Here is a 23,239-nt window from a genome sequence, read left to right on the forward strand (position 1 = left end):
TATCGATTGATCAATAAATCGTTTGCACAATTTAATCTATTCAAAATTATGAAAAATAAACAAGCGGAACAATACGCGTCCGCTCGATGGCGATTGCCGTCAAAATGGAGCTATAGCATGAAAATAGGATCATTAGCACTGACCGGTATCTTCCTATCGATCAGTGTAGTTGCCTTTCCTCAGCGTGTCACCCTCAAAATGGAAAACGCAACACTAAAACAATTTCTTGAGCAGGTACAGACACAGGTCGATGTGGCTTTATTGTATTCGGATCAGTTGGTGGCTAACAAGCGGATCACGGTCAACACCAAAAACCGGGATTTCAAGGAGCTCTTGTCCAAAGAGCTGCCTAAGTATCACCTCACCTTCAAGGAGTCCGATGGACAGATCACGATCGTACCCCATTCCTCTTACCACAAAGGGGCAGACCGAGAAGAGGTGAGGCAGGAAAAAATAACCGTTAAAGGACGTGTGTTCAATAGCCAGGAACCTCCACAGGCTTTAGAAAACGTAAGTATCTCGATCAAAGGAGGAGCATCCGTAGGTAGAACCGGTGCCGGCGGATATTACGATGTTGCAGTACCCAAAGGATCACAACTGGTCTTTACACTCGTAGGCTACCGTCCATATGAGGTATTGGTCAATAAGAATGAAAATAACTTAAGCTTATCGTTGCAGGAAAATGTAGCAGATGTAGAAGAAGTCGTCGTTGTGGGGATGACTGAGATGCAAAAGAAGCATATTGCCAGTTCGGTAGCTACCCTAGATGTCAAGTCTAATATTGAAGGTAAGCCAATTACCAATCTCTCTCAAGCCTTACAAGGAGGTGTCACGGGCCTCAACGTGCAGCAGGGATCGGGACTACCTGGCGGAGATGCCGCTACGATCAAGATCAGAGGTATATCTACGATGAACAACTCCGACCCATTGGTGCTTGTAGATGGTGTCCCTATGGATATGAACCATATCGACCCCGTAACGGTAGAAAGTGTGACTATTCTGAAAGATGCGGCAGCGGCTGCCATGTACGGTGCCAGAGCAGCCAATGGGGTCATCCTGATTACGACCAAACGAGGTAAGGCCGGACAGATCAATGTGTTGTACGATGGCTATTATGGTATGCAGACCCCGACACTGATGCCCGAATTTGTTGATGCCGCGACCTATATGCGTACCTATAATTATGCGGCCCTGGCATCAGGCGAAGCTGCTTTTTTTGATGATGAACAGATCCGCAAGACCGAATCGGGTGAGGATCCCATCAATTTCCCAAATACCAACTGGACCAAGGAGGTCATCGACGAGTACGCGCCATTGACCTCCCATTCACTGGCGCTGAGCGGAGGTAACGATGTCGCTAGGTTTGCCATTACGGGCAATTATATGTATCAAAAAGGGATGTTGCCGGTCAACAAAATGGACCGCTTCAATATTAGGGCCAATACATCCGTATCACTATCCAAGAAATTCTTGGTCAATTTAGATGTACTCGGTATCCGTCGTAATGTATTGTACCCCAATCGTGGATTGGGCAACGGTGGTATCCGTATGCTGGACGACCTGTACAGGCTCCCGCCTAATATATTGCCCAAATATCCGGCCGAAGAAGGATGGCCTACCATCTATGGACGCTATGCAGATATCGTCAATCCAGTGGCCTATGCAGAGGTCGGCGGCTCCATCGGTTATCAATTTGACCAAGCTACCATCAATTTGCAGCCTAAGTGGACGATTACCGATAACCTTAACCTAACAGGACAGTTTAGTTACCGACTCAACTCCGATGTGTATAAACAGAACCGTGATAATTTTTATTTCTTTGATTATTACAGCAAGCAGCTCGTACAGACCTGGGCGGTACAGCGCAATTCATACTCGAACAAGCGGGATACTTACATTTTCGGCAGTGGAGCCTTAGATTATTCAAAACGATTCGATAAGCACAATGTATTTGCCTTAGGAGGGTTTTCTATAGAGCGTTTTAATGAAGGTTACTGGGATATGTCCGCTTTAGCATCGGCCTACAGTAAAGTTAATTATTCGTACGACGACCGCTACCTGGCCGAGTTGGCTTTCCGTGCCGACGGATCCTCCAAATTCGGGGCAGGCAACAAATGGGGTTACTTCCCTTCGGTTGCCGTCGGATGGAATGTGCACAATGAGGATTTCTTCAAACTGGATGCGATCAATAATTTGAAGCTAAGGGCATCTTATGGTCACTTGGGCAACGAGAATATAGGTTACTACCAATATCAGAATCTGATCAATGAGAGCAATGGGACCGAGTCGGTATGGGGCAATCCGGATATCAGCTGGGAAAAGGTACGGATCACGGATCTTGGATTTGATATGTCACTTTTCAATAACAAGTTTGCATTGACCTTCGACTACTACGATAAGCTGACGACAGATATGTTGATGCGCCCTATGATCCCTCCATCCGGGTCCTTGGGGGCTATCCGGTTGAATGCCGGAAAAGTGATGAATAGAGGGGTAGAGGCCCAGATCACGTATAATGAGCAGATCACTCCTGACCTTTTTATCTCCGTAAAACCTGGAATCACTTACAATAAGAATAAAATTATAGAACTGGCTGGTGGTGTCTTTGGTGAAACAGGAATCATACGGCAGCGTGAAGGTTATGCACTGGGCAGTTATTACGGTTATGTATCGGATGGTATTCTGCAGCTCTCCAATTTTGATGAGTACGGGCGTGCTAATGTGCTGTTGGCCAACCAGAGCCAAGGCCCGGGTGATATTCATTATAAGGACCTCAATCAAGATGGCCTGATCAACGACGATGATCAGCAGATGATCGGCGACCCTACACCTCGTATTAATTACTTTGCAAACTTCAGTGTGAATTATAAAAAGTTTGATATAGAGGTGCTACTCCAAGGAGCGGGCAATCACGACTATTCTGCCAATCTGGGTGGTAAATCGAGTGGTTACCTATGGCATCCGCTCAATATGAGCGCTTCGGGCGGTGTACCTACTACGTATCGTGCTGCCAATTCTTGGCGCGAGAACAATCAGGATGCCATGTACCCACGCATAAAGACCACACCGGGTACCAACGTATTCGTCAGTGATTTTTGGCTGTTCAATGCGCGCTATATGCGGGTCAAATTTATCCAGGCAGGTTACCGTCTGAGCGGAAAGACGTTGAATAAATACGGTATCAAGAGTTCACGTATCTATCTGAACGCGCAGAATCCATTTTTATTCTCCGGTGTAAAAATGGCAGATCCGGAGTCGCAAGGTGGTTCTTGGACGTATGGAATTATGAAAACATTTACCGTGGGACTGACTGCAAACTTTTAATTAGGGGAAAATATGAACACGATATATAAGATGAGAATATTGATATACAGCTTGGTTGCGGTGGGAATGCTGCAGGTATCCTGCGAAAAATTCCTGACTATAGACAGTCCTACGGGGGTGTCGGATGACAAGTGGTGGAATACCGAAACCGATGCCTACAACGCACTGTCTTCCATTTATGCGGGAATCCCGGGAGGTTCTTCGGGACGTAACATCATGTACTATTCAGGCCTTACGGACGAGGCAGTACAACGGGGCGAGTTTAAGGGAGATTACGATGGTTTTACCAGAGGGTTAGCTACCAGTCGCTGGGGTGTTTCGCAGTCCTTGTGGCAGGATGATTACACCTGCATCCGAAGAGCGAATCGCTTTTTGGAAAATGTGGACAAGGTATTTGCAGATGCAGGATTGAAAGAAAGGATGAAGCTGGAAGCCCGTGCGCTAAGGGCCTACTACCACATGGAGCTTATGATGCTCTATGGAGATATTCCCTTATTGACGGCTTCCTTAAAACTCGAGGAAAATAATCAATCGAGGATCCCACAGGATCAGGTGTATGATTTTGTCGCCGAAGAGCTGAAACAATGTGCGGAGCTGTTGCCGTCGACCTATACCAATGCCGATAGGACAAGAATCACAAGCGGCATCTGTTGGGCGCTATTATCGCGATTGGGTCTTTACAAAAAAGATTATGAACTCGCAAAGATGGCCTCCAAGAAGATCATTGATTCGAAGGTGTACAAATTGTGGCAGAATACCGCTAATATGCAGGCCAGCTACAGCGAGCTGTTCAGTTATACAGGCGAGTTGAACAATGAGCGTATTTTCTTCAAAGAGCAGGGAGCGAGCAATGCCTGGACTTCCTTTGCCCCGTATGGTATAGGTGGCGAAACCTATCTTTCGCCCACTAACCGGGTAGTTGACAACTATGAAACAAAACAAGGAAAAACCATTTATGAGCTGGGGCCTGATTCGCTGGCCATCTACCGTAAAGACCCTAACCACCTGAATAGACGGGATCCACGGCTTTCGGCCTCCGTATTTGTGCCCAATGAAAAGTTTTTGGGACAATACACACTAGATCCCTTTTATAGTCCTGCCGACAAGATTGGTTTGACCAAATCTACGGCTACAGGTTATTGGATCAAGAAATATATCGATGCCCGTGATCAGCAGAAAAAGTCAGGTGAGCTTGACTTTATGATCATTCGCTATGCCGAGATTTTATTAACCTATGCCGAAGCCAAGATCGAGCTGGGTGAGTGGAACGATGCAGAGACACTTGATGCCATCAATCAGGTGCGTGCGCGGGCTACTATGCCAGCTGTAACGACTACGGTGTACAATTCTCAGGAGCGTATGCGTACACTGGTCCGCCGTGAGCGACAGGCTGAATTAGCATTTGAAGGTGGGCGTTATTTTGATATACGCCGTTGGGGTATAGACACCGATGTGATGAATGGACAGGTCTATGGGGCCACCAACCCGGCTACTGGCGAAATTGTACAAGTGCAGATGCGCAAATACAACCGCAATCGCGAATACCTGTGGCCGATACCGGAAACGGAAACGAGTACAAATCCGAACATGGTTCAAAATCCAAATTATTAAGAGATGAAAAAAATATTTTTTACCCTATTAGGCGTTTGTGTAGTGCTGATCCTGGCGCAGTCCTGCCGTAAATCGGTTGATGCCGGGGACTGGAATGTTACTCCTACCAAATTTCTAGATCCTAATGAATATACCGGCCCCGTCAAGACATTGAAAATCATGTCGGTGAATATGAATTTGGGAAGTAACGCTACAAATTTTCCGGCTATGGTCGCGATGATAAAAGCGTACAATCCGGATCTATTATTCTTGAGACAATGTGACAGCAAGACAACCCGTGCCGGAGGTGTTGACCGACCGCAGGTGATCGGTGACGAGCTAGGGATGCAGGTATTCATGAAAGGCCGGAGCTATGGCGGAGGACAGTTTGGCAATGCCGTGCTTTCTAAATTCCCTATCACCGAAAGGTTTGGCCTCGATCTGACCAAGGATCCAAATAGAGGGGAGCAACGGATGCTGGCTATGATAAAAGTAGAGGTGGAGGATGGCATATTTGTTCAATTTGCAGGGACAGAGTTAGAAACCAATGCTGACGACCGGAGGCTGCAAGCCATTGATATCCTTCGTGCTACAGAGAATCTAACGAATCCTGTTATTTTCGTTGGGAATTTTAATGAGCAGTGGTCGGCACCAGGGGCTGCACTGACTTATATACAAGGTAATTTCAAATATGCCTGTCCTGCTACAGGCTGTGTTTTTAATGCTCCTAAGGCTAACCCCACTGGCACCTTTGATTACATCACCTATCAGGATCCTGCAAACGTGCTTATTGTGGATAAGATGTTAGAAGCGTTCAAAAATCCAGAAACGGCCAACACTTTTTTCCCTACAACAGCAGAAATCAAAGTAAAAACGCAAAAATAGAAACGCAATAGTAAATCATCCAGATTTATAGGGCTCTTAGGAAGCTATATAAATCTGGTGGTTTCACCACTAACAAATCAAAAAAATGAGAAAAGGATTACTTGCTATCACGGCACTTCTGTTTTTGGTCATTACCTGTTGCAGCAGCTCAGGTGAAGAGACCAAGCCCGAAACACCAAAAAAGAGACTGACGCTGATGACGTATAACATCAGGCATGGTGCACCCTACAATTCGGACGTGATCAACCTGAACAATATTGCGGCCGTCATCAAGAAAAGCAACGCCGATGTAGTCGCTTTACAGGAAGTCGACGTGAACACCACGCGTTCGCCCAATGTCGCCGATCAGATCGATCAGATCAAAAAATTAGCCGAATTGCTCGGCATGGAGTATTATTTTTCCAAATCCATTGATTATAAAGGAGGAGAATATGGGAATGCAATCCTTAGTAAATATCCGCTGAGCAACAAACGTCGCTTTGATCTGCCTGCGATTGTGGGAGGCGAGCAGCGTAGTATTGCTTTAGCTACCGTGTCCTTGCCGGATGGCAACACTATGGAATTTGGGTCCACACATTTTGATCTGAATACCATCCGCGTAGCACAGGCACAGTTTCTCAATGATATGAGTGAGCAGCTCAAAAAGCCGCTTTTCATCGGCGGAGATTTTAATGCGACACCAGATTCGGAAGAAATGACTCTGCTCAAGAAAGGGTTCAACTTTTCCTGCATGGGTAATTGCCAGTTTACGATCCCTGTCGTAAACCCAACTAAAGCAATTGATTTTATCGTGTATAACCCATTGGCAAAACAAACGTATAGCTTATTGTCGGCGATAGCTATGACCGGTCAATATGCATCAGATCACCTACCCGTGGTCGCCATATACCAATACGATTAAAAATCTACCTCTGTCGAAAAGTTATCTAAATAAAATACGCCTGAAGCAAAATACTTCAGGCGTATTTTATTATACCCTTCCTAACCTTTTTAACCCTATAAATACACAACCTCGTAACTAAATAACCTCCTCCCTACCCACCACTAGTCACTAGTCACTCATCACCTCTTAACCTTCTTAACCCTATAACCTCCATAACCTGAAACTACACCTTCCCCTTCGGCACCGAATACAACTCCCGCAGTCGCATCACCTCGCTGGAGATAAAGCGCACGCCACCTCCTTCTTTTCCTATCCGCACCTCGGTGACCAAGCCCTGCTCCCGATGCGATAACAGCGTACCGCGCGAGAAATTTAGCACATCCAGTGCTTCCAGGGTGGTCATGAGCCAGTCGCCCTCGGCCAATACCAGGTCGCGCACATGGATGACACGACGTCCAACCCGATGCTGTACCAGAGGTTCAACTTGCACGGCCTTAAACCCCTCTCCCTTCCCTCCTTCATGCTGCATCTTGTGTGCAAGCAACTGTTCCAGGAGCAGTCGGATCTGTATAGCAGTCTCTACCAAAATCTCTTTTCTTTTTTTTCTTTCCATATGCCTAAACTTTCCTTTTGCAACTCCTGCAACACGACCAAATTCAACCATAAGAACTGCAAAAAATTAATCAATTAAGTTTTAAACCACAATTAGCCCTTGATCAGTTTATCATTAAACCATTCGTTTACACTCTTTTCATAGGTATTGCCCACATTAATAACCTTACTATTACCTGCGCAGGAAATAGTAATCATTTTATCTTTTAATGTTCGAGCATAGGTCTTGTTTAAAATATACTTATTATGAACCCTCTTAAAATCACTAACTGGCAGATCATCTTGAAATACACCTATACGTTCCGTTATCGTCAAATGCGTACCGTCAATAAAGTACAACTCGGATTCATCCTTTGCCGATTCAATGTAAAACAGCTCATCGTACGGTATTAAACGCTTTTCATTGGAACGTTTAACCGTAAAATAACGACTGCTGAGCGCCTCGGCAGGCAGGGAATTACTGAGGCCAAGCGCAGACTCTACCTTGCGGACCATCTGATTGACCCGGCTGAACGTAAGATTTTTGAGTAGGTAATCCACAATATTATACTCATAAGCTTCGAGCGCAAAGCTGTCGTAACCCGTAACCATTACACAGACCATCTCGCTGGGTAGCTGTTGCGCGACCTCCAATCCATCTACACCGGGCATCTCTTTATCTAAGATCAATAGATGGGCAGGCTTTTTATACAAATAATTGAGTGCTTTTACCGGATCTGTAAACATTGCTACGACTTCGATCCGGGGGATACTTTTTAAAATCCCGTTCATAAGCTCATTTGCATTTGAATCATCATCCAAAAGCACTGTTTTAATTTTCCTCATACTTCTTATTTTTTGATTTGAGTATCAAATTGATTGTATATAGCCCATCTGTACAGTAGTGCTGAATATCGCCTTTGAGAATAGGATTTAACAGTATTCTCTTTTTGATATCCCTTATTCCAGAGCCAAGTCCAGCTGCCGACCTTGTATCATCTACCACATTTTGTATCTGTAATATTAATCCATTTGCTTCCAAAGAAAAGAGAACCACGATCGGTGTACCAGCCTTGCTATACTTCAGCGCATTGCCCAGCAGCTCTATTCCTGCTGTAGGTAAGATTAACTGACCACTTGGCTCGCCTTTAACTTCGATCTGAACATCACGATCGAGGGCTTTGATCCAAGATTGCATCTTAGCCAATTCCATTTCGACAACAACAACATCCTGATCCAGCTTTTGGGCTTTTAAAACATACAGCTGTAAGGCAATATGCCCATTGATAAAAGACATCAACTCCTTGATATTACCTCCTACACGTGCCAAAATCCCATTCCAGGCATTAAAATTAAAATGTGGATCTATCCCTTTCAATAACAAGCGGGCCTCTAGTACCTTCACTTTCTTAACCTGTTCCAACTTGGCAAAAAAAACGCCGTAAAAACTATACTTGATCAGATATTGCAAATAATTCATCGCAAAATCGACCGTATCCCGACTCTCATAATTCGAGATTCGGATATTGATTTTCGGCAGGAGGTCATAAATCCAATAATCACAAATAAAAAAAAATAACACAGCAAATGGAATGACCAATAAAACAAATCCGTTACGTAGGGTAAATCCCTTTTTAGATTTTGCAAAATGAAAGCTCAGATAAAAAACTGCCATAATTAAAGGTATCCCTCCAAGAAACTGTAAAAAGGTGGTATCCCGGTACCGTATGATATTGACGATATAAACAATCACGATATACAGCACCCAGAAAGCAACATGCAATAGGAACCCTCTATTTATCGAAGGTTTTCTCGATTCAACAATCATAGGTATAATCTTTAGTGAGTAATCTGGGATACTAAAGATATAAAAATATAACCAATCAAATATAATCTTGAAGATACAAGAAACACTCCCATTGTGCAGGGTCATCATTAATGATATCGTAGAGATCTGAATACAATTGTGCCACTATCTCGTGGGTTTCTTTTTGGGTATCAACATCTTTGATATTGAAATACGCTTGTAGATCGGCATCCATATGTGCCCATATAAAGTATAGTGGACATGCTAACCACTGCGCCAACTGCACTATCCCCTTTCTGACACGCAACCTTGCTGCTCCAAAATCGACTGTATGCAGGTGGTCTGCGGATTTATCGTTTAATGCGGTACCGGTATTGCCATCCAAGTAAGCTAATATATGATACCCACGATCGAATGCTCTGCGTGCCTGCAATAAAACACTCGGCTGCTCTGCATCCAGCAAAATAAAATGTTCGGCAAATCGATCTCCATGAATATCACGCATCACGGATTCAAAAACAGCTCCTTGTTCTAGGTATACATCGGCAGAGACCAGCAAGGCTATTTTGACCCCATTTTCGGAAAGGCAACGAACGAGAAGTCGGTAACTATAAATGTGTGCCGTCAGGATCACACTTGGTATTGCTTTTATCTGCTCGGCCAATGCATTATTTTTATAATCGGACGATCGCTGTTGTATACTGGCTAGCCGCTGATAAAACAGCGTATTTCTGAAGCTAGCCTGAAGACACTCAAAGTCTCTATCGGGATATACCCGGTGCAAATTGGTTACATAGGTATGGTAAAGCTCGGCTGCCCACCCCGTCTCCAGATTCAGTTCAGCGACTTCTTTCTTTAATTTAAGTATCATAATATAGTGTTAATAAAGGTTGATAATCCAGTCTATAGAGACTGGATCTAGATTATTCAACTATAGATAGATCGGACATTTGGGCTTAGGCTTTTCGATATCCTGTACGATAGGGTCCAATAAGTCCTTCAATTGAACTTGAACCTGACAATCTTTTTGATGATTGATTTCTGTTAACTTTTTTTGATTCTGCATGTTAATTTTATTTTCATTCTACCATCAATCTGCTCTTGCAATAGCAGCTTGTTTTGTGCGCCGGCATTACAAAGGATTCGTAAAAGATTTAGAAACAAAAAGAAAATCGAAGGATGCATTCATTCTCACGACAGATGAGTCTAGAGAGTCTGTCGATAGCTTTATAGCACTAAATAACCTTATGATAAATGTATCCTTAGCCAATAAAGAGTCATTTACGTATTAAAAAGGTGCAGTTATGGCAACAAACACAGTTGAACGTATAAATAATGACATAATCGTATGGTTTGATGTCAGCTTTGTAGGCTGGAGACACATGCATCGATTTAACTTGTTTTATAGGAGATAACTATCGACTCATTGTGATCTACCAATGAAAAAAAATTATGGAACGATTCGTCACTCAGGCCAAAGGATTATTACAATGTGCAGATGCAAGCCAGGCACTATTCAGGCATATCAAAATACAGGAGTTTAATAAAAATAAAGTGTACTGTAGCGATGGGGAGCAGAAGCCGTATTGGTGTTATGTGATCGATGGGCTGGTCGGGGCGTATCAGTACTTTGAATACGAGACCCCCTATATGCACTGGGCCACATTACCGGGACAGACCTTTACCGGGACCAAGCATGAATATAGCGGTAGCAGCCATGGCCTGGAGATCCGTTTTTTAAAAGATACCAAGCTGGCTACGGTACATCTGCAACACCTGCGTGATCTTATGGACAAGCATACCCCTATCATGCGGCTGGTCAATGTGCTGCGGCAGCGACGGTTTACCACAGGTGACATCAAATCAAGAGTGATGGCGCGCAATGCCAAGGACCGATACAGCGAGACGCTATATGAAATACCTGCTATACCCGCTATTCTCAATAACAACCAGCTGGCCCAATACCTAAATATCAACCCGAAGACCCTGTACAAGAGTCGAAAAAAGGAAATAAACCGATAAAAATTAAATACTACCATAAGACCCGATTTTAAGAAATGAACGGCCCCTACCTTTGAAATATCAAAACGCAAGTACAGCGGATCGGCGATACCAGGTGTCAATGAAAAGGGGAAGCTCACCAAAAGGGTACACCGCGCAGGCTGTGCCTGGGTGTATAAAGAAAAGGCGGCAGCGACAATGCTTTTGAACACAACCGCGCAAAACATAGGCAACAGGAATATGATCACACTTTGGTATAAGCAGGCAATAGTTGACAGGTTAGATAAAACCTTACGCTGGTATCGGAGATATCTGAGCAAACCGATATACAACGTTACCGTATATGGCTATGCCATGCTCTATATGTATACGGCATCCAGCAAACTATGGAAGATGGAAACCTTTATTAAGGGAATAGCAGAGATTCCCTATATAGGCAGCTATGCACACCCTATAGGCTGGGATATAGCTCAGCTCGAAATCCTGTTAGCGATCGGGCTGATCCTACCCCGTTATCAACGTACAGCCCTGTGGGGCAGTACCATTTTAATGGGAATACTTACAGCATACCTGGCATTGATGATGTTATTTGTTCCAGACCGCTTATGTAGTTGTGGGGGCGTAATCGAAAGCATGGGATGGGGTACCCACCTGGCCTTTAACATAATTTGGCTTATATTGGGTATACACGCCATCCGACAAAAAAAGTATAAACAACTAAATTTAAAGCCGTGGAAAATTCACAAAAAAACAAGGGCAAGGCGCTAGTTGGCGCACTATTATTAGGACTGGCTGTGGTCGGTTCGGCATTTACAACAAAACAACATAACAAACCTGTCGAAAACCCAGAAAGACAGGCACAACATTTCTTTAGAAATGAGGGCACATCCAAAGTAAGTCCAGTATGGAAGTACATTGGGACTACTGCCCCAAGTGCGCTGGATTGTTCGCTAAATCCGAACAACTACTGTTATGGATCTTCAGATATGGGAGCAGATGCGTCTGGAAATCCATTGGGATCAGTAACAGCGGAAGCCGAAGGGAACTATACCCCGTAATACGGGTCATTAATCTTCAACAGAAAGGAGCCAATAATTATTATTGGCTCCCTTTGATTATTTTAGATCAGCTATTACGAGTACTTTTGTCTTCCTTACTGATTTGCTAAGTTTAAGTTTATAAGGGAGCAAAGCTTTATTGACAGATTCCACACTGGACAAGCTACCATCCAACTCGATATCTATTGCGAAATCAATTCCAGTTTCGTCCAAAATCGGAAGTTTCAGATGTTGCAAAGTGAAAGTCAGATGGTGGGTCAGCCAAGACAACTTTCTGTTCACAATTTTTAAGCCCGCTAAGTCTGCATTAAACATCGATGTGTCACTTTCACTTTTCGGAAATGATGTGTCCCCTATAGAAGTCAGGACTAATGCCGGTAAAACTCTTTCTTCTAGTCGACCTTCAATTCCATACATAGATCCAAAATATCGATTCAGATCCTCTTGCATAAAATTCGACATATTATGAGCCATATGCTTAGGAAGACGTAGTTCATAAGAAAAACCATATTTTTTGATCCAATCCATGACTTCAGCTCCAACTTTGTCTGTATTCACAAAGGTTGAATCACGAAGAAGCAAATCAACTTTTGCATTGTACAAAAATGCTCTATCAAAATTTGAAAATGCTAACTTATACAAATTTTTCACGGTAGTATTAATATAAGAAACCCTTGTTGAATCTCTCACCAATGACCCTATCACCCCTGGAATATCTCCCTTAGTAATAATAGAAAAGTACTTTAAGCTACTATCCGGAAGTGGCACAAAGCGATTTACAGTATCAAGAGTCAGCACATTGCCCAATTTAAATACAGGCTCTCTATCATTCAATCTTTCCATCGCCTCCTGCTTTATTGGAAAGGAAATGATTGCCCCTTCCATCCACCTGTCCACATTTTCGATAGTAAGATATTTTTCTTCAGTGATAGCAACGATCCTTCCCTTGTCATCTATCCAGACATAGTGCGGTATGGTACGATGCGGAAAGTAACGCTTCAAGGTATTATCGTTGACAATAGATATCAGACCTAGGTCTCCAATCTCAGATCTATCAAAAAATTGTTCAATTTTATCTCTCTCTTCGTAAGTAACGGGCAAAATAGCTAATCTATCCGCATATTTTTCCTGAATGGTTTTCATTTTCGGGAATCCCGCCAGACAGGGCGCACACCAGGTTGCCCAGAAGTCAAGAATGATATACTTCCCCTTAAATTCCTTAAAATCGAGAGAATCTACGGGATGACCAACGACCTCGTGCAGACCTAATCCAGGTAATTTATCGCCTATTTTTAAGGGCTTGATCTGGCTGTTAGCCAGATTTATATTCAGGAATAGCAAAATTCCCAAGAAATACTTTACTGCTTTCATCATTTCTATTTTAAATATTAATTATTCTGTTCAACTCCAGTCAATAAGACTTCCTGATTAGGTATAGCAAAAGTGTATCGAGCAGAGCGAGGTAATAACTCATATCGTGATCCCAAGACTTCTCTTGTTAGCAGAATTTCTGTTGTAGGGTCTTGATTTAATCTTCTAAGATCTGACCATCTTAATCCCCGAAAACAAAGTTCTTTTCTACGTTCTAACAAAATTTCCTTTAGCAGAATATCCTTGTCGGTGATGGCGAACGGAACAAAGCTACCCTTATCGATACGCGCCTTCAACAAGGCATTAAGATCTGCTAACGCCAGATCAACCAATCCCTTTCTAATATAACATTCGGCTCTATTTAGCAATATTTCACCCGTAGATAGGCCACAGAACAAAAGGCGTGTGCCATCATAACTTCCTTTATACCGCACCACCCCCCCGTGTTCTCTAAAAAACACGTTTTTTCGTAGATCATGAGGACCGTACAGCCTGTACAAGGAGGCATCAACGATTAGTGCACCCGGGGAGAATGCTGAGTAATTACCTATTCTTGCCAAGAATAACGTCTCCTTATTCAATTGTTTGATGGGATTTGTCAATTGGAGATTGATATCAACATCACCATTAAAATCCATCAGGCTATTATGTTCTAAGAGACAAGAGTCAGCATATACCAGCGCATTATCATAATCGCTCGTTGATAAATAAATACGTGAAAGCAAAGCATAAGCTGTGACTTTTGAAGGCCTAGTTCTAGAAATAGTATGCAAGGGTAATAAATCCGTCGCTTGCATCAGATCATCTAAAACTTGTACATACAAATCCTCAAGAGTGGATCTACCTACATTTTGATTGACGTTAGCGGTCAGTCGTAGAGGTAATCCCAACTCTTTGTCTGCGACAGATGTTGCGTAAGGAGGCGTAAATACCTGAGCTAACTGAAAATAGTTAAATGCACGGTAGAATAACGCAACACCTTTTAGTTCTTTCCATTGCGAAGTGTTTACTTCCTCTTTCAAATTTACCAAGCCATCCAACACTATATTGGAGCGTAATATCCGCTGGTAGGCATAAGTCCAGTCCCCAGCCATATTGCTACTATAAGTAGGTTCCGACTTCCACAGATAAGCAATGCGTTCATCATCAATCAATCGCGCGTAAAAGTCGTCCGCAATATGAAAATCTGCCGAAGCAACCTCTCCGATTCCTAAGTAGCTGGAATTCATTATATTCACATTGTCCAAAATAGCTTCATAATCGGCCACTTTGGTAGGTATGACCATAGACTGTACAGGTTTGACATCTAGCCATTCATTCTGACAAGAGGTAATTAGCCATAGCAATAGGCATGCACCATATTTTAGAACATTCATAATCAATAATTTAATTTTAAACCAAGGGTAAATAAAAATGGAGTAGGAATACTGACCGCTGCCGCACTAGCATACGCCTGAAAATCAGGATCAAGTCCCTGCTTATTGGCTTTCCAGAGTATCACCAGATTGTCCAACTGTGTATATAATCTAAAGCTATGGAATGGGATTCGGCTTTCCGATCTACGCCTAAACTCGTACCCCATATTAATATATTGCAAACGGACATGGTCGCCTTTTTCTACCAATACGGAGGCACGTTGGTAAAAGATATCTCTGTTGGTATTATTGGGGTACAACATCGATGGGACATCTGTTCTCAACTCATCACCAGGCTGCTCCCATCTGATCGCAAAATCCCGATGTCCTGACCAATTGTTGATAAGCGAATTGTAGTTGATCGATCCGCGGCGGAAATAATAACCCAGCTTGTACACGATATTGAAAGAGGCATAAAAGCCTTTGTAAGATAACTCGTTGAATAGATTCCCAAAATAGACAGGTTTTGCTGGCCCATGGTAGTGTATATCTTCCAGTGCAGGCGTATTCAAGGCTACATAGTCATCGCTAGCGACCTCCTCAATGTATCCTCTGGGATTACCATTGACAGGATCGAGACCTGCCCAAGGCATACTGAACACAGCATATAAAGGATAACCTTCAATGGGATATTTATCAAAGGTATTGCCACTGGCTCCAAAATAGAGCGCCGGTGCAAAAGAAGTTTCGTATTTTTTAACCTTATCCGTAGCCCAGCTCCATTGGAATGCAGAATGCCATCGGAATTCATTCACAAAGCTTTTGTTTAGCTTTACCACAATATCCAAGCCCTGTCCACTTATCTCTGCATAATTACCGCGAAAGTTCTGCACACCCGAGCTCGGCGGCATTGGTGCATCACCGATCATATCTTTTCCATTCTTCTTAAAATACTCCACACTACCACGCAACAAACCAGTTTTAGTCGCGAAGTCGAGCCCCAGATTCAGCATGGCTATCCGCTCCCATCGTAGATCAGGATTACCTAAAGTATTGATATCCGCATAGGGCAAGCCAGAAATAGGCGCAGGTGTAGGATTAAAACGTAAAATGGTCACCCCTGTCAATGAACGGTCTAAATTACCATTATAACCATAGGTGGCCCGAAGTGAAAGCTCCGGAAGCCATTGTATGTTGTAAAAACATTCATTCGAAGCACGCCATTTAAAACCTGATGACCATAACGGCACAGATTTCTGATTGGCATTGACCCCGAAAAAGTTAGATTGATCTATGCGGCAGCTTGCCGAGATGGTATAATTACCATAACTGTAGGAAACATTGCTGAAGTAGGATCTGAACCTATCCTCGCCACTCCCCAAGGACCGTAAACTGGGTATAGGAGCTCCCATGCCCGATGGATACAGTGTATAACTCTTGAGTGGAGATTCCAACAATTTGCTTGAACCGTTGTCCTCATTGTACCCGTAAGTTCGTAATGATGATGAGTTTCGTGAGAGCATTTTTTGCTCGGCACCTAAGATCGCATCCACCTGGTGATCAGAGGCTATTGTTCGAGATAAACGAAACTGTCCACGCAGATTGTGGGAGACAAATCCGCTATAAGTCTCATCAAGAATACTGCCCAGCGGAATATTATCCAATTTGGTGACCAACCCTGCAGTGCTCACCGTAGCATATCTATTGATAAGATCCCGCGTATAATAACTGTCTTCTTCGGCCAGTTCGTAGCGATCTGATCTAAAATCCTGATAGAAATATTTACCCTGTATTTCTAATCCGTCAAAGAGGCGATAATTTATACTGGGTTCGATACGGATATCTCTTCCATGCGTCAACTCAGTGTGTAGGCCGATATCATATAGAGGGGCATAAATCCAGTTTAGGAAGCCATTTTCTGTAGCTTCATCGGCAAAGGGCTGTTGATAATCCTTGACCATTTGTAATGGATTACCATTCTCATCGGACAATCGAAGATAAGGGTAAATACCTCTTCCATTGCCAGTATTTAAATTAATCCCCCCTTTATTAAATGTGGCTCGTATTTTGGCAAAATTAAAATCTACACCAACCTGAAGCGCTTTAGAAATGTCAAATTGATTACTGGATCTAAGCGTGATTCTATCATTATAATCCCTGACTGTACTGAGATCCTTGCGATCGTAGCCTGTTGAAAAGAGATATCTGTAATTCGCAGTACCTCCTGAAAACTGAACGGCATATTGTTGATCTCGCGCATGGCGATAGATGTGGGTCCCCATTTCGCGTCGTATATCGTAGCCTTCGTACAGAGCCAATCTGCGACTTAACTCGTCGTCAGTGATTTCTTCCTCCCGATGCGCATACAGTAGCTGCACCACAGGCGATAAAGGAGCTCTTTTTTTGGATATTAGATCAGCCTGATAATAATTCTTGTCAAACAATATTCTTTCAAACTCGATAAAATCCTTGGCAGGGATAAAGTTGGGATTATACATTAGATCGGGTTTTGCGCTTATAGAATTATTAGCATTAAAATCTATACGTGGTCGATCTGACTTACTCCCTTTCTTGGTCGTAATAACAATCACACCATTACCTGCCCGTACACCCCAGATTGATGCCGCGGCGGCATCTTTTAAGAGTACGATATCTGCTATATCGTTAGGATTGATCTGATTGAGACTACCTTCATAAGGAAAATTATCGAGGACTACCAAGGGTTGTTCGTTAGCAAATAAGGTACTACGTCCACGTATCTGCAATTCGTCCTGCCCGGTGATCCTCTGCTTATTAAATACCAGCCCGCTAGCGATCCCATTTAGTTTATTTATGATATTGGTCGATGCACGATTATCAAGCTGTTTATTATCTACGCGATAAAAACTTCCCGTAGCTCTTTCTTTAGGTATTATCTGATATCCGGTGGATACCACCTCGACCTCATCTATCGTGTTCTCATTTGGCTGTAACTGTATTTTTATAAATGTAGACGTATTTTCATAGGCAACACTTTGCTCCTTGTATCCGATATGTTTTATGGTTAATACTCCTGTAGGTGGATCTACGCTAATCGTAAATCTCCCCTCTTTGTCTGTGCGCACGTGTTTCTTATCGACGGTGACCGAAGCCCCTTCAATAGCCTGCCCATCGGCAGCCGAGCGTACCTCCCCCTGAAGTACTGACCCCGACTGCGTCTGAGCGACCGCCTGCGTAAACGCAAGCTGACTAAACAACACACAGAATACTATTTTAAAAGCTATAAGCCCTAGGCTATAAGCAGTATGCCTCACTATCCCTCCGTCATCATGCCGGGTTCCGGATTTACTTCGGAAAGGAGTGTAACGACGTGATGATCTATTTGTTGATATCACGTACTTATCTTGTTCTATTGGGCGATTAGAAAGATCTTGATAACTGGGACCCGTCCCGATTTTATATCGGGATAACATGTTAACATGTTCACCTTCACAAAAAGACAGTCCTCTCCCACCCCTTAAAAATTTGTTCATTTCTAAAGTTCATTAGGTGTGACCTAATTTTACTCCGTCACTTTGCTCAGTTCCGATTCATCGGAAAGCGGAACGCAGAGGAGTCGAACGGGTCTAAAAACTATATAGTCCTTAACTAGTTCACACGGTTCATAAAATAATATTGAAAGGCAGACGAGGATTATTGGGTTATTTCATAAGGGTCTAATAATTGGCGACGCCTCATCTGCGCATGAATAAAAACCGACCTGTTTGTTTATAGAAAATCTATATTATTTTGATTCATATCCTTGCAAGTGCATTTATATTTTCCTACTTTTAGATTGCGAAGTCCATAATTTTGGAAAACAGACCTGCCTTGTGTGGAAATGGTCCATAAACAAGTCGGAAAAACCAAAAGAGAAGTACTGATTATTGACCATTTAGGCTCTTAATATGTACTGTGTAAATAGACCGTAGTCTATGTACCCTTTGTTGGTTTTTAATGTCGTATTGCACTATTCTGGCGGGCAGCATTTGTTCTTTATCAGCGCGCGCAGTGCCAGGTAGCAGCCTCGACCTTGGGTCGCGAGCTGTACACTGTTGTTGGTTAATGATTCTCTTTTTATCATGTTGTCTAAAAATTGGTAACACATTTAAAGAGTCTCTGAGAGGAGGAAAATTGGAGCTAATTAAAAAAGATAGGCTCCTGCTTTCCACCGCCCAACATGGCACCAGCAAGGGCCTTAGACACGGTTTCCAGCAGGAGCCTATCCCACACATCGCAAAGATAGCAAAGTAGGGATAAAACTCCTAGTGGTCTTGTGTCTTAAAAATTGCTGGTTTTTGTTAGACAAGACTCAAATCAGACGAACTGATTACAACACAAATATAGCTACTAATTAATTATAATCAAAATATTGATGAAAAATAATTCGAATCAGACAGAAAATTCTTTACTGAAGACGTTAGCCATAATGCAAAACAAACAGATAGGAGAAAGACTGAAAGGTTTAAGAAATTTGCTAGCAAAGCGGGCTGAAGAAATCTCTAGCGTATTGGCAATGAGCACAAATACATTAAAAGGGGCAGAGAATGGAGAGAATGTTGGGGTAGAGGTTATCAATGAACTTATACTCTTCTACGGATACACTTTGCAAGAGTTCTATTCCCTTAAGAAACTCCCTAGTTGGAAAGCTCTTATGCAAAGAATTATTAAGTACCATATGTCGATACAGAGTAATGCTCACATGATATTAGAAGAGCGTGCTGGCTTGATGGAACTGCTTGAACATAGATTAATACCAAACACAAAGCTTTTTGAAGATTGGGTAGACGAACAAGAAGTTATAGACTTTTGTAAGAAAAACTACTCATTTATATATGATACTGCAACCAATACATTGAATAGTGCTGTGAAGAAAGGTTGGTTGCAAAGAGACGATAACGTTTCCCCTAAAAAATATAAATTGACTTGAGCACTAAGTTGAAACAGAACTACTATTTTCTTTAACCAATTATAAGGCGACAGTCCAATAACAGGTTTAGTACCATTTGCGGAAGAGAAAAAGTAAACAACTAACTAGTCTAAAAATTAAACCAATAACAAAGCAAAAACATATGAACTTATTATTTTTAAACCTAGGAACATCTGAATTTTTACTTCTCGTACTTCCTATCTCTATATTTTACATATATACATTCTATCATTTAATGAATAATCCAAAACTGGATGGTAATCGTACATTTTGGATTATAGCGCTATTGGTCGCGTCGGGACTGGCTATGATATGTTACTGGATATTTGGAAAAGATGGAAATAAGAAATCGACTAAGGAAACTGCATAGATCTTGCCACTCGCTCGAGCGCCCTATAATAGGCTTGGAACCTCCTGCGGAAGAGAAGAAATAGAAAATGGGAAAACGAACGTATAGTTTGTAGATGTAACTTCGTTGAGCCCTTCGGGGTTCTCGACACCCTCGACTATCTGTCCCGATTTCGGGATGACGAGGCCAACTTCAGAAGAAAACCAAAAGGATATCAAAAAAAGGAGAGTATCAAAAACAAAACCATAGACAAGCTATAGGCAACTGTACGAACCAATTTAAAGCATTAGCAAGAGTTAAGCAGGGTTAAGCAAGAAAAAGATGAGAAATCCTAAGCTACTCCGGATTTAAAAAGTATGAATTTTCTTAATTAAGCCATTCGTTATTTAAATAAATAGACATATTTTTAAATAAGGTTTTTATTGTTTAATTTTGCTCATCCAATTTTAAACAACTGCATCTTCAAGTTAAGGTGTTATCATTAAATTTATCCAAATGAAAGACTTCAAGGCTGGAACATATATCAATCAGGGATTCTATAAGAGTTTTCAACCAACTGAAATGAACAAGCAATGGGTTTTGGATGACATGGAAATTCAACAATTGCTATCCAAAGCAGATCGACAAATAGGACGCCTGGATATGTATTCTGAATACATCCCCAATATTGACTTATTCATCAGCATGCATGTCGCTAAGGAAGCGACCCAGAGCAGTAAGATTGAAGGTACGCAAACCAATATAGAAGATGCTTTCTTAGATAAAGAAGATTTACGCGTCGAACGAAGAGATGACTGGGTAGAAGTTCATAATTACATTGAGGCAATGAATCAAGCGATTCAAAAGCTCCACGAATTACCTTTTTCTTCAAGATTAATCCGTGACACTCATCGTATTTTACTACAAAGCGCTCGTGGTGAACATAAATTACCTGGTGAATTTAGAAGCAGTCAGAATTGGATTGGTGGCGCTAGTATCAATGATGCTACATTTATACCGCCCGTGTGTAACTCTGTTCCAGAATTAATGAATGATCTAGAGAAGTTCGCGCACAATGAAGAGTATTTTATTCCTGATTTGCTGAAGATTGCTTTAATACATTATCAATTTGAAACTATTCACCCTTTTTTGGATGGTAATGGTCGGGTAGGACGTTTATTGATCACGCTATACTTAGTTGATAAAGGGATTCTTAAAAAACCTATTCTGTATTTATCAGATTTTTTCGAGCGTCATCGAGGATTATATTACGATAATTTAATGCGTGTCCGGACACACAGCGATATCAAACAGTGGTTGAAGTTTTTTTTGGTTGGAATTATAGAAACAGCCAAAAATGGAGTCGCTACATTTGATGCGATATTAAAATTAAAAAAAGAAACAGAAGAGTTACTCCAGAAAAAGAGTACGAGAAGTCATCATATACTTAGTATATTAGACCAATTGTACCAACGTCCAATTATTAATGCACAACAAGTCGTAACATTAACGGGAGTATCCATGCCAACCGCTTACAAAATTATCGACGAAATGGAACAATATGGTATAATAAAAGAAATGACAGGAGGAAAAAGGGGACAGATTTTTATGTTCGACTCTTACATCAAGTTGTTTTAATCGATAATAAACAACGAAGAAACCAAAAATTGGTCATTAGCTTCTCGTAATATTTTCAAGAAAAGAGAATTGGAAGAAAAAAGCAATATGCAAAAATGCATATAGCCAACGGCAACATATCCCTACAATTACAGGGGGATCGAAGCGTTCAAAACGCAGGCTACCAAAGCACTCTCCTATCTTAGCGAGCGGCAGAAGACCAGCGAATCGCTCAGTCATCAAAGAGCCTCCTCCGAGATTATGATTAGCTACAGCACTATCGTCGCCATAGACCTGCCAAACGGTATGAAAAAAGGTGATGCTATCAAGCTGAAAGGCAGGTCGGTATTTGAGTTCGACAAGGACGGGAAGATCTGCAGACTTACGGATATAGCGTTTCTTTAAAATGGATAGCCATGACACACCCTGAAAATATTAAATCACCCCGGACAAAGCTACTACACCACCGAAGCGGGCAAGGAAGTATTACGACTGAAACCAGAAGGAGAAGAAAACGAAAACAGTTAGTGAAGCCAAGTAAGAAGTGATACTAAAAAGCAATAGAAGACTCGCCTTTAGGGGAAGCTAAAATGATCAGATTTTGATACTGAAAACAAAACACACCACTGGTTTAGAAGAAAACTAATTATCTAAAATATCATTATTCCACCCAAGGTAACAGAACAAAGAGTACATACTAAATGATATATAGACAACATCGAAAAAATCTATGTTAATCATGAGATTTACGAAGGATAATGTTGGCACAAAAAACTATAAAATAATTTGCGCTGGATCTTAGTAAATAAGTTCTGAAATCAGCACAGCATAGAACAGAAGAAAGCGAAAAGTATTGAAAAATAAATAGTTGACAGAAATAGGAATATAATAAATTTTATTACTATATTTATCATAGGTTATTTTTACCTTTGCAGCCACTTATGATAGAAGTTCGTCATGAAAAACCAAATCTTTGAATATTTTATCTTCAAAACACTTGTTCATTTAAGAGACAACGGAAGATCTAACGATCTGAGTATCCTTAAATGCGTAAAGCTTTTGTTTTTCTTCTCCACCGTGGAGGATGATGAAGGTAATTCATTGATTGATCATTTCAATAATGTTTACGCTATGCCGCTAGGCCACGTAGAAAAAGATATATATACATGGATGAAAGCAAATAGCTTTGACAACTTTTTATTTACAAAACAACAAACAACATTAAAAAGACAGACTATACTGTCTAGTTCGTTTGATCAAACTGTTGTTAGTATAGTCGATCCAAAGTTTGAGCTGTTATTGAAGAAAAATCCTGAAATATTATTCATGCCCGCGTATGATCTTGTCGAACTAAGCCATCAGTGGTTTTCATGGCGATATTATTTTAACCAAGCTAAATCTCAGAATAAGCTAAGTATGAAAATCCCTACCCAGGTGATTAAAAACGAATACAAAGTGTATAGTTTTTAATACATTAATAC

21 protein-coding genes are annotated in these 23,239 nt (G+C 41.7%); 12 read left to right on the top strand and 9 right to left on the bottom strand.

Annotated elements, in window-relative coordinates; genetic code table 11:
- Positions 1-48: 48 nt before the first annotated feature.
- The 4 genes from G7B18_RS17805 to G7B18_RS17820 all read left to right on the top strand — a co-directional run bounded on the left by G7B18_RS17805 (position 49) and on the right by G7B18_RS17820 (position 6,700).
- Entirely contained in the window at positions 49-3,324 is a 3,276-nt protein-coding gene (locus G7B18_RS17805; RefSeq protein ID WP_164111708.1) for a SusC/RagA family TonB-linked outer membrane protein, read from the top strand.
- A gap of 12 nt (positions 3,325-3,336) precedes the next feature.
- Positions 3,337-4,935 (top strand): RagB/SusD family nutrient uptake outer membrane protein, encoded by a 1,599-nt coding sequence (locus tag G7B18_RS17810; RefSeq protein WP_240452901.1) that lies wholly within the window; start codon positions 3,337-3,339, stop codon positions 4,933-4,935.
- 3 nt (positions 4,936-4,938) lie between these two features.
- Positions 4,939-5,799 (top strand): endonuclease/exonuclease/phosphatase family protein, encoded by an 861-nt coding sequence (locus G7B18_RS17815; protein WP_164111707.1) that lies wholly within the window; start codon positions 4,939-4,941, stop codon positions 5,797-5,799.
- Between the two features lie 85 nt (positions 5,800-5,884).
- Positions 5,885-6,700 (top strand): endonuclease/exonuclease/phosphatase family protein, encoded by an 816-nt coding sequence (locus tag G7B18_RS17820; protein ID WP_164111706.1) that lies wholly within the window; start codon positions 5,885-5,887, stop codon positions 6,698-6,700.
- Between the two features lie 205 nt (positions 6,701-6,905).
- On the opposite strand, the gene G7B18_RS17825 is transcribed toward G7B18_RS17820, so the two are convergent.
- The 5 genes from G7B18_RS17825 to G7B18_RS19265 all read right to left on the bottom strand — a co-directional run bounded on the left by G7B18_RS17825 (position 6,906) and on the right by G7B18_RS19265 (position 10,146).
- Positions 6,906-7,295 (bottom strand): hypothetical protein, encoded by a 390-nt coding sequence (locus G7B18_RS17825; RefSeq protein ID WP_164111705.1) that lies wholly within the window; start codon positions 7,293-7,295, stop codon positions 6,906-6,908.
- A gap of 92 nt (positions 7,296-7,387) precedes the next feature.
- Positions 7,388-8,119, bottom strand: a complete 732-nt coding sequence (locus G7B18_RS17830) for a LytR/AlgR family response regulator transcription factor (RefSeq protein WP_164111704.1) — start codon at positions 8,117-8,119, stop codon at positions 7,388-7,390.
- Positions 8,106-9,101: a sensor histidine kinase gene (locus G7B18_RS17835; RefSeq protein WP_164111703.1), complete on the bottom strand. Its 996-nt coding sequence runs from the start codon at positions 9,099-9,101 to the stop codon at positions 8,106-8,108. The genes G7B18_RS17830 and G7B18_RS17835 overlap by 14 nt, the downstream gene beginning before the upstream one ends.
- Before the next feature lie 55 nt (positions 9,102-9,156).
- The gene (locus tag G7B18_RS17840) at positions 9,157-9,951 is read right to left on the bottom strand and encodes a hypothetical protein (protein ID WP_164111702.1); all 795 of its coding nucleotides are present in this window, start codon (positions 9,949-9,951) and stop codon (positions 9,157-9,159) included.
- A gap of 60 nt (positions 9,952-10,011) precedes the next feature.
- Positions 10,012-10,146: a hypothetical protein gene (locus G7B18_RS19265; RefSeq protein WP_262886573.1), complete on the bottom strand. Its 135-nt coding sequence runs from the start codon at positions 10,144-10,146 to the stop codon at positions 10,012-10,014.
- On the opposite strand from G7B18_RS19265, the gene G7B18_RS17845 reads away from it, so the two are divergent.
- From G7B18_RS17845 to G7B18_RS17860, 4 genes are all read left to right on the top strand, one after another.
- Complete coding sequence (locus G7B18_RS17845) at positions 10,145-10,372, top strand: hypothetical protein (protein ID WP_164111701.1); 228 nt, start codon at positions 10,145-10,147, stop codon at positions 10,370-10,372. The two genes, G7B18_RS19265 and G7B18_RS17845, sit on opposite strands and share 2 nt — an antisense overlap.
- Before the next feature lie 160 nt (positions 10,373-10,532).
- Positions 10,533-11,102, top strand: a complete 570-nt coding sequence (locus G7B18_RS17850; RefSeq protein WP_164111700.1) for a Crp/Fnr family transcriptional regulator — start codon at positions 10,533-10,535, stop codon at positions 11,100-11,102.
- Between the two features lie 150 nt (positions 11,103-11,252).
- Complete coding sequence (locus G7B18_RS17855) at positions 11,253-11,849, top strand: MauE/DoxX family redox-associated membrane protein (RefSeq protein ID WP_164111699.1); 597 nt, start codon at positions 11,253-11,255, stop codon at positions 11,847-11,849.
- On the top strand, positions 11,813-12,139 hold the full coding sequence (locus G7B18_RS17860) for a hypothetical protein (RefSeq protein WP_164111698.1): 327 nt from the start codon (positions 11,813-11,815) through the stop codon (positions 12,137-12,139). Before G7B18_RS17855 ends, G7B18_RS17860 begins: the two co-directional genes overlap by 37 nt.
- 57 nt (positions 12,140-12,196) lie before the next feature.
- Here G7B18_RS17860 and G7B18_RS17865 read toward each other — a convergent pair whose 3' ends face one another.
- The 3 genes from G7B18_RS17865 to G7B18_RS17875 are packed head-to-tail and all read right to left on the bottom strand — an operon-like array spanning position 12,197 to position 18,377.
- Positions 12,197-13,513 carry a TlpA family protein disulfide reductase gene (locus G7B18_RS17865; RefSeq protein ID WP_164111697.1) on the bottom strand — a complete coding sequence of 439 codons (1,317 nt, stop codon included), beginning with the start codon at positions 13,511-13,513 and terminating at the stop codon, positions 12,197-12,199.
- Positions 13,514-13,527: 14 nt separating this feature from the next.
- Entirely contained in the window at positions 13,528-14,886 is a 1,359-nt protein-coding gene (locus G7B18_RS17870) for a RagB/SusD family nutrient uptake outer membrane protein (RefSeq protein WP_164111696.1), read from the bottom strand.
- A 2-nt stretch (positions 14,887-14,888) separates the two neighbouring features.
- On the bottom strand, positions 14,889-18,377 hold the full coding sequence (locus G7B18_RS17875; RefSeq protein ID WP_164111695.1) for a SusC/RagA family TonB-linked outer membrane protein: 3,489 nt from the start codon (positions 18,375-18,377) through the stop codon (positions 14,889-14,891).
- 881 nt (positions 18,378-19,258) lie between these two features.
- On the opposite strand from G7B18_RS17875, the gene G7B18_RS17880 reads away from it, so the two are divergent.
- The 3 genes from G7B18_RS17880 to G7B18_RS17890 all read left to right on the top strand — a co-directional run bounded on the left by G7B18_RS17880 (position 19,259) and on the right by G7B18_RS17890 (position 21,779).
- Positions 19,259-19,813 (top strand): hypothetical protein, encoded by a 555-nt coding sequence (locus G7B18_RS17880; RefSeq protein WP_164111694.1) that lies wholly within the window; start codon positions 19,259-19,261, stop codon positions 19,811-19,813.
- A 142-nt stretch (positions 19,814-19,955) separates the two neighbouring features.
- Positions 19,956-20,183, top strand: a complete 228-nt coding sequence (locus tag G7B18_RS17885; protein ID WP_164111692.1) for a PLDc N-terminal domain-containing protein — start codon at positions 19,956-19,958, stop codon at positions 20,181-20,183.
- 474 nt (positions 20,184-20,657) lie between these two features.
- The gene (locus tag G7B18_RS17890; RefSeq protein WP_164111690.1) at positions 20,658-21,779 is read left to right on the top strand and encodes a Fic family protein; all 1,122 of its coding nucleotides are present in this window, start codon (positions 20,658-20,660) and stop codon (positions 21,777-21,779) included.
- A 36-nt stretch (positions 21,780-21,815) separates the two neighbouring features.
- Here the strand turns inward: G7B18_RS17890 and G7B18_RS17895 are convergent, their stop codons facing one another.
- Positions 21,816-22,181 carry a hypothetical protein gene (locus tag G7B18_RS17895; protein WP_164111688.1) on the bottom strand — a complete coding sequence of 122 codons (366 nt, stop codon included), beginning with the start codon at positions 22,179-22,181 and terminating at the stop codon, positions 21,816-21,818.
- A 534-nt stretch (positions 22,182-22,715) separates the two neighbouring features.
- Here G7B18_RS17895 and G7B18_RS17900 point away from each other — a divergent pair.
- Entirely contained in the window at positions 22,716-23,228 is a 513-nt protein-coding gene (locus G7B18_RS17900) for a hypothetical protein (RefSeq protein ID WP_164111686.1), read from the top strand.
- Positions 23,229-23,239: the final 11 nt, after the last annotated feature.

It is taken from the genome of Sphingobacterium sp. xlx-130 (genome assembly GCF_011007405.1).
GTDB classification, from domain to species: Bacteria; Bacteroidota; Bacteroidia; order Sphingobacteriales; family Sphingobacteriaceae; genus Sphingobacterium; species Sphingobacterium luzhongxinii.

What these genes read in the sequence shown, in the direction of transcription:
- G7B18_RS19265 (WP_262886573.1), bottom strand. Translation starts at nt 10,146, where the DNA reads ATGCAGAATCAAAAAAAGTTAACAGAAATCAATCATCAAAAAGATTGT.
- G7B18_RS17880 (WP_164111694.1), top strand. Translation starts at nt 19,259, where the DNA reads ATGAAAAATAATTCGAATCAGACAGAAAATTCTTTACTGAAGACGTTA.
- G7B18_RS17900 (WP_164111686.1), top strand. Translation starts at nt 22,716, where the DNA reads ATGAAAAACCAAATCTTTGAATATTTTATCTTCAAAACACTTGTTCAT.
- G7B18_RS17850 (WP_164111700.1), top strand. Translation starts at nt 10,533, where the DNA reads ATGGAACGATTCGTCACTCAGGCCAAAGGATTATTACAATGTGCAGAT.
- G7B18_RS17815 (WP_164111707.1), top strand. Translation starts at nt 4,939, where the DNA reads ATGAAAAAAATATTTTTTACCCTATTAGGCGTTTGTGTAGTGCTGATC.
- G7B18_RS17885 (WP_164111692.1), top strand. Translation starts at nt 19,956, where the DNA reads ATGAACTTATTATTTTTAAACCTAGGAACATCTGAATTTTTACTTCTC.
- G7B18_RS17805 (WP_164111708.1), top strand. Translation starts at nt 49, where the DNA reads ATGAAAAATAAACAAGCGGAACAATACGCGTCCGCTCGATGGCGATTG.
- G7B18_RS17890 (WP_164111690.1), top strand. Translation starts at nt 20,658, where the DNA reads ATGAAAGACTTCAAGGCTGGAACATATATCAATCAGGGATTCTATAAG.
- G7B18_RS17870 (WP_164111696.1), bottom strand. Translation starts at nt 14,886, where the DNA reads ATGAATGTTCTAAAATATGGTGCATGCCTATTGCTATGGCTAATTACC.
- G7B18_RS17820 (WP_164111706.1), top strand. Translation starts at nt 5,885, where the DNA reads ATGAGAAAAGGATTACTTGCTATCACGGCACTTCTGTTTTTGGTCATT.
- G7B18_RS17810 (WP_240452901.1), top strand. Translation starts at nt 3,337, where the DNA reads ATGAACACGATATATAAGATGAGAATATTGATATACAGCTTGGTTGCG.
- G7B18_RS17840 (WP_164111702.1), bottom strand. Translation starts at nt 9,951, where the DNA reads ATGATACTTAAATTAAAGAAAGAAGTCGCTGAACTGAATCTGGAGACG.
- G7B18_RS17875 (WP_164111695.1), bottom strand. Translation starts at nt 18,377, where the DNA reads ATGAACAAATTTTTAAGGGGTGGGAGAGGACTGTCTTTTTGTGAAGGT.
- G7B18_RS17845 (WP_164111701.1), top strand. Translation starts at nt 10,145, where the DNA reads ATGTTAATTTTATTTTCATTCTACCATCAATCTGCTCTTGCAATAGCA.
- G7B18_RS17865 (WP_164111697.1), bottom strand. Translation starts at nt 13,513, where the DNA reads ATGATGAAAGCAGTAAAGTATTTCTTGGGAATTTTGCTATTCCTGAAT.
- G7B18_RS17825 (WP_164111705.1), bottom strand. Translation starts at nt 7,295, where the DNA reads ATGGAAAGAAAAAAAAGAAAAGAGATTTTGGTAGAGACTGCTATACAG.
- G7B18_RS17835 (WP_164111703.1), bottom strand. Translation starts at nt 9,101, where the DNA reads ATGATTGTTGAATCGAGAAAACCTTCGATAAATAGAGGGTTCCTATTG.
- G7B18_RS17830 (WP_164111704.1), bottom strand. Translation starts at nt 8,119, where the DNA reads ATGAGGAAAATTAAAACAGTGCTTTTGGATGATGATTCAAATGCAAAT.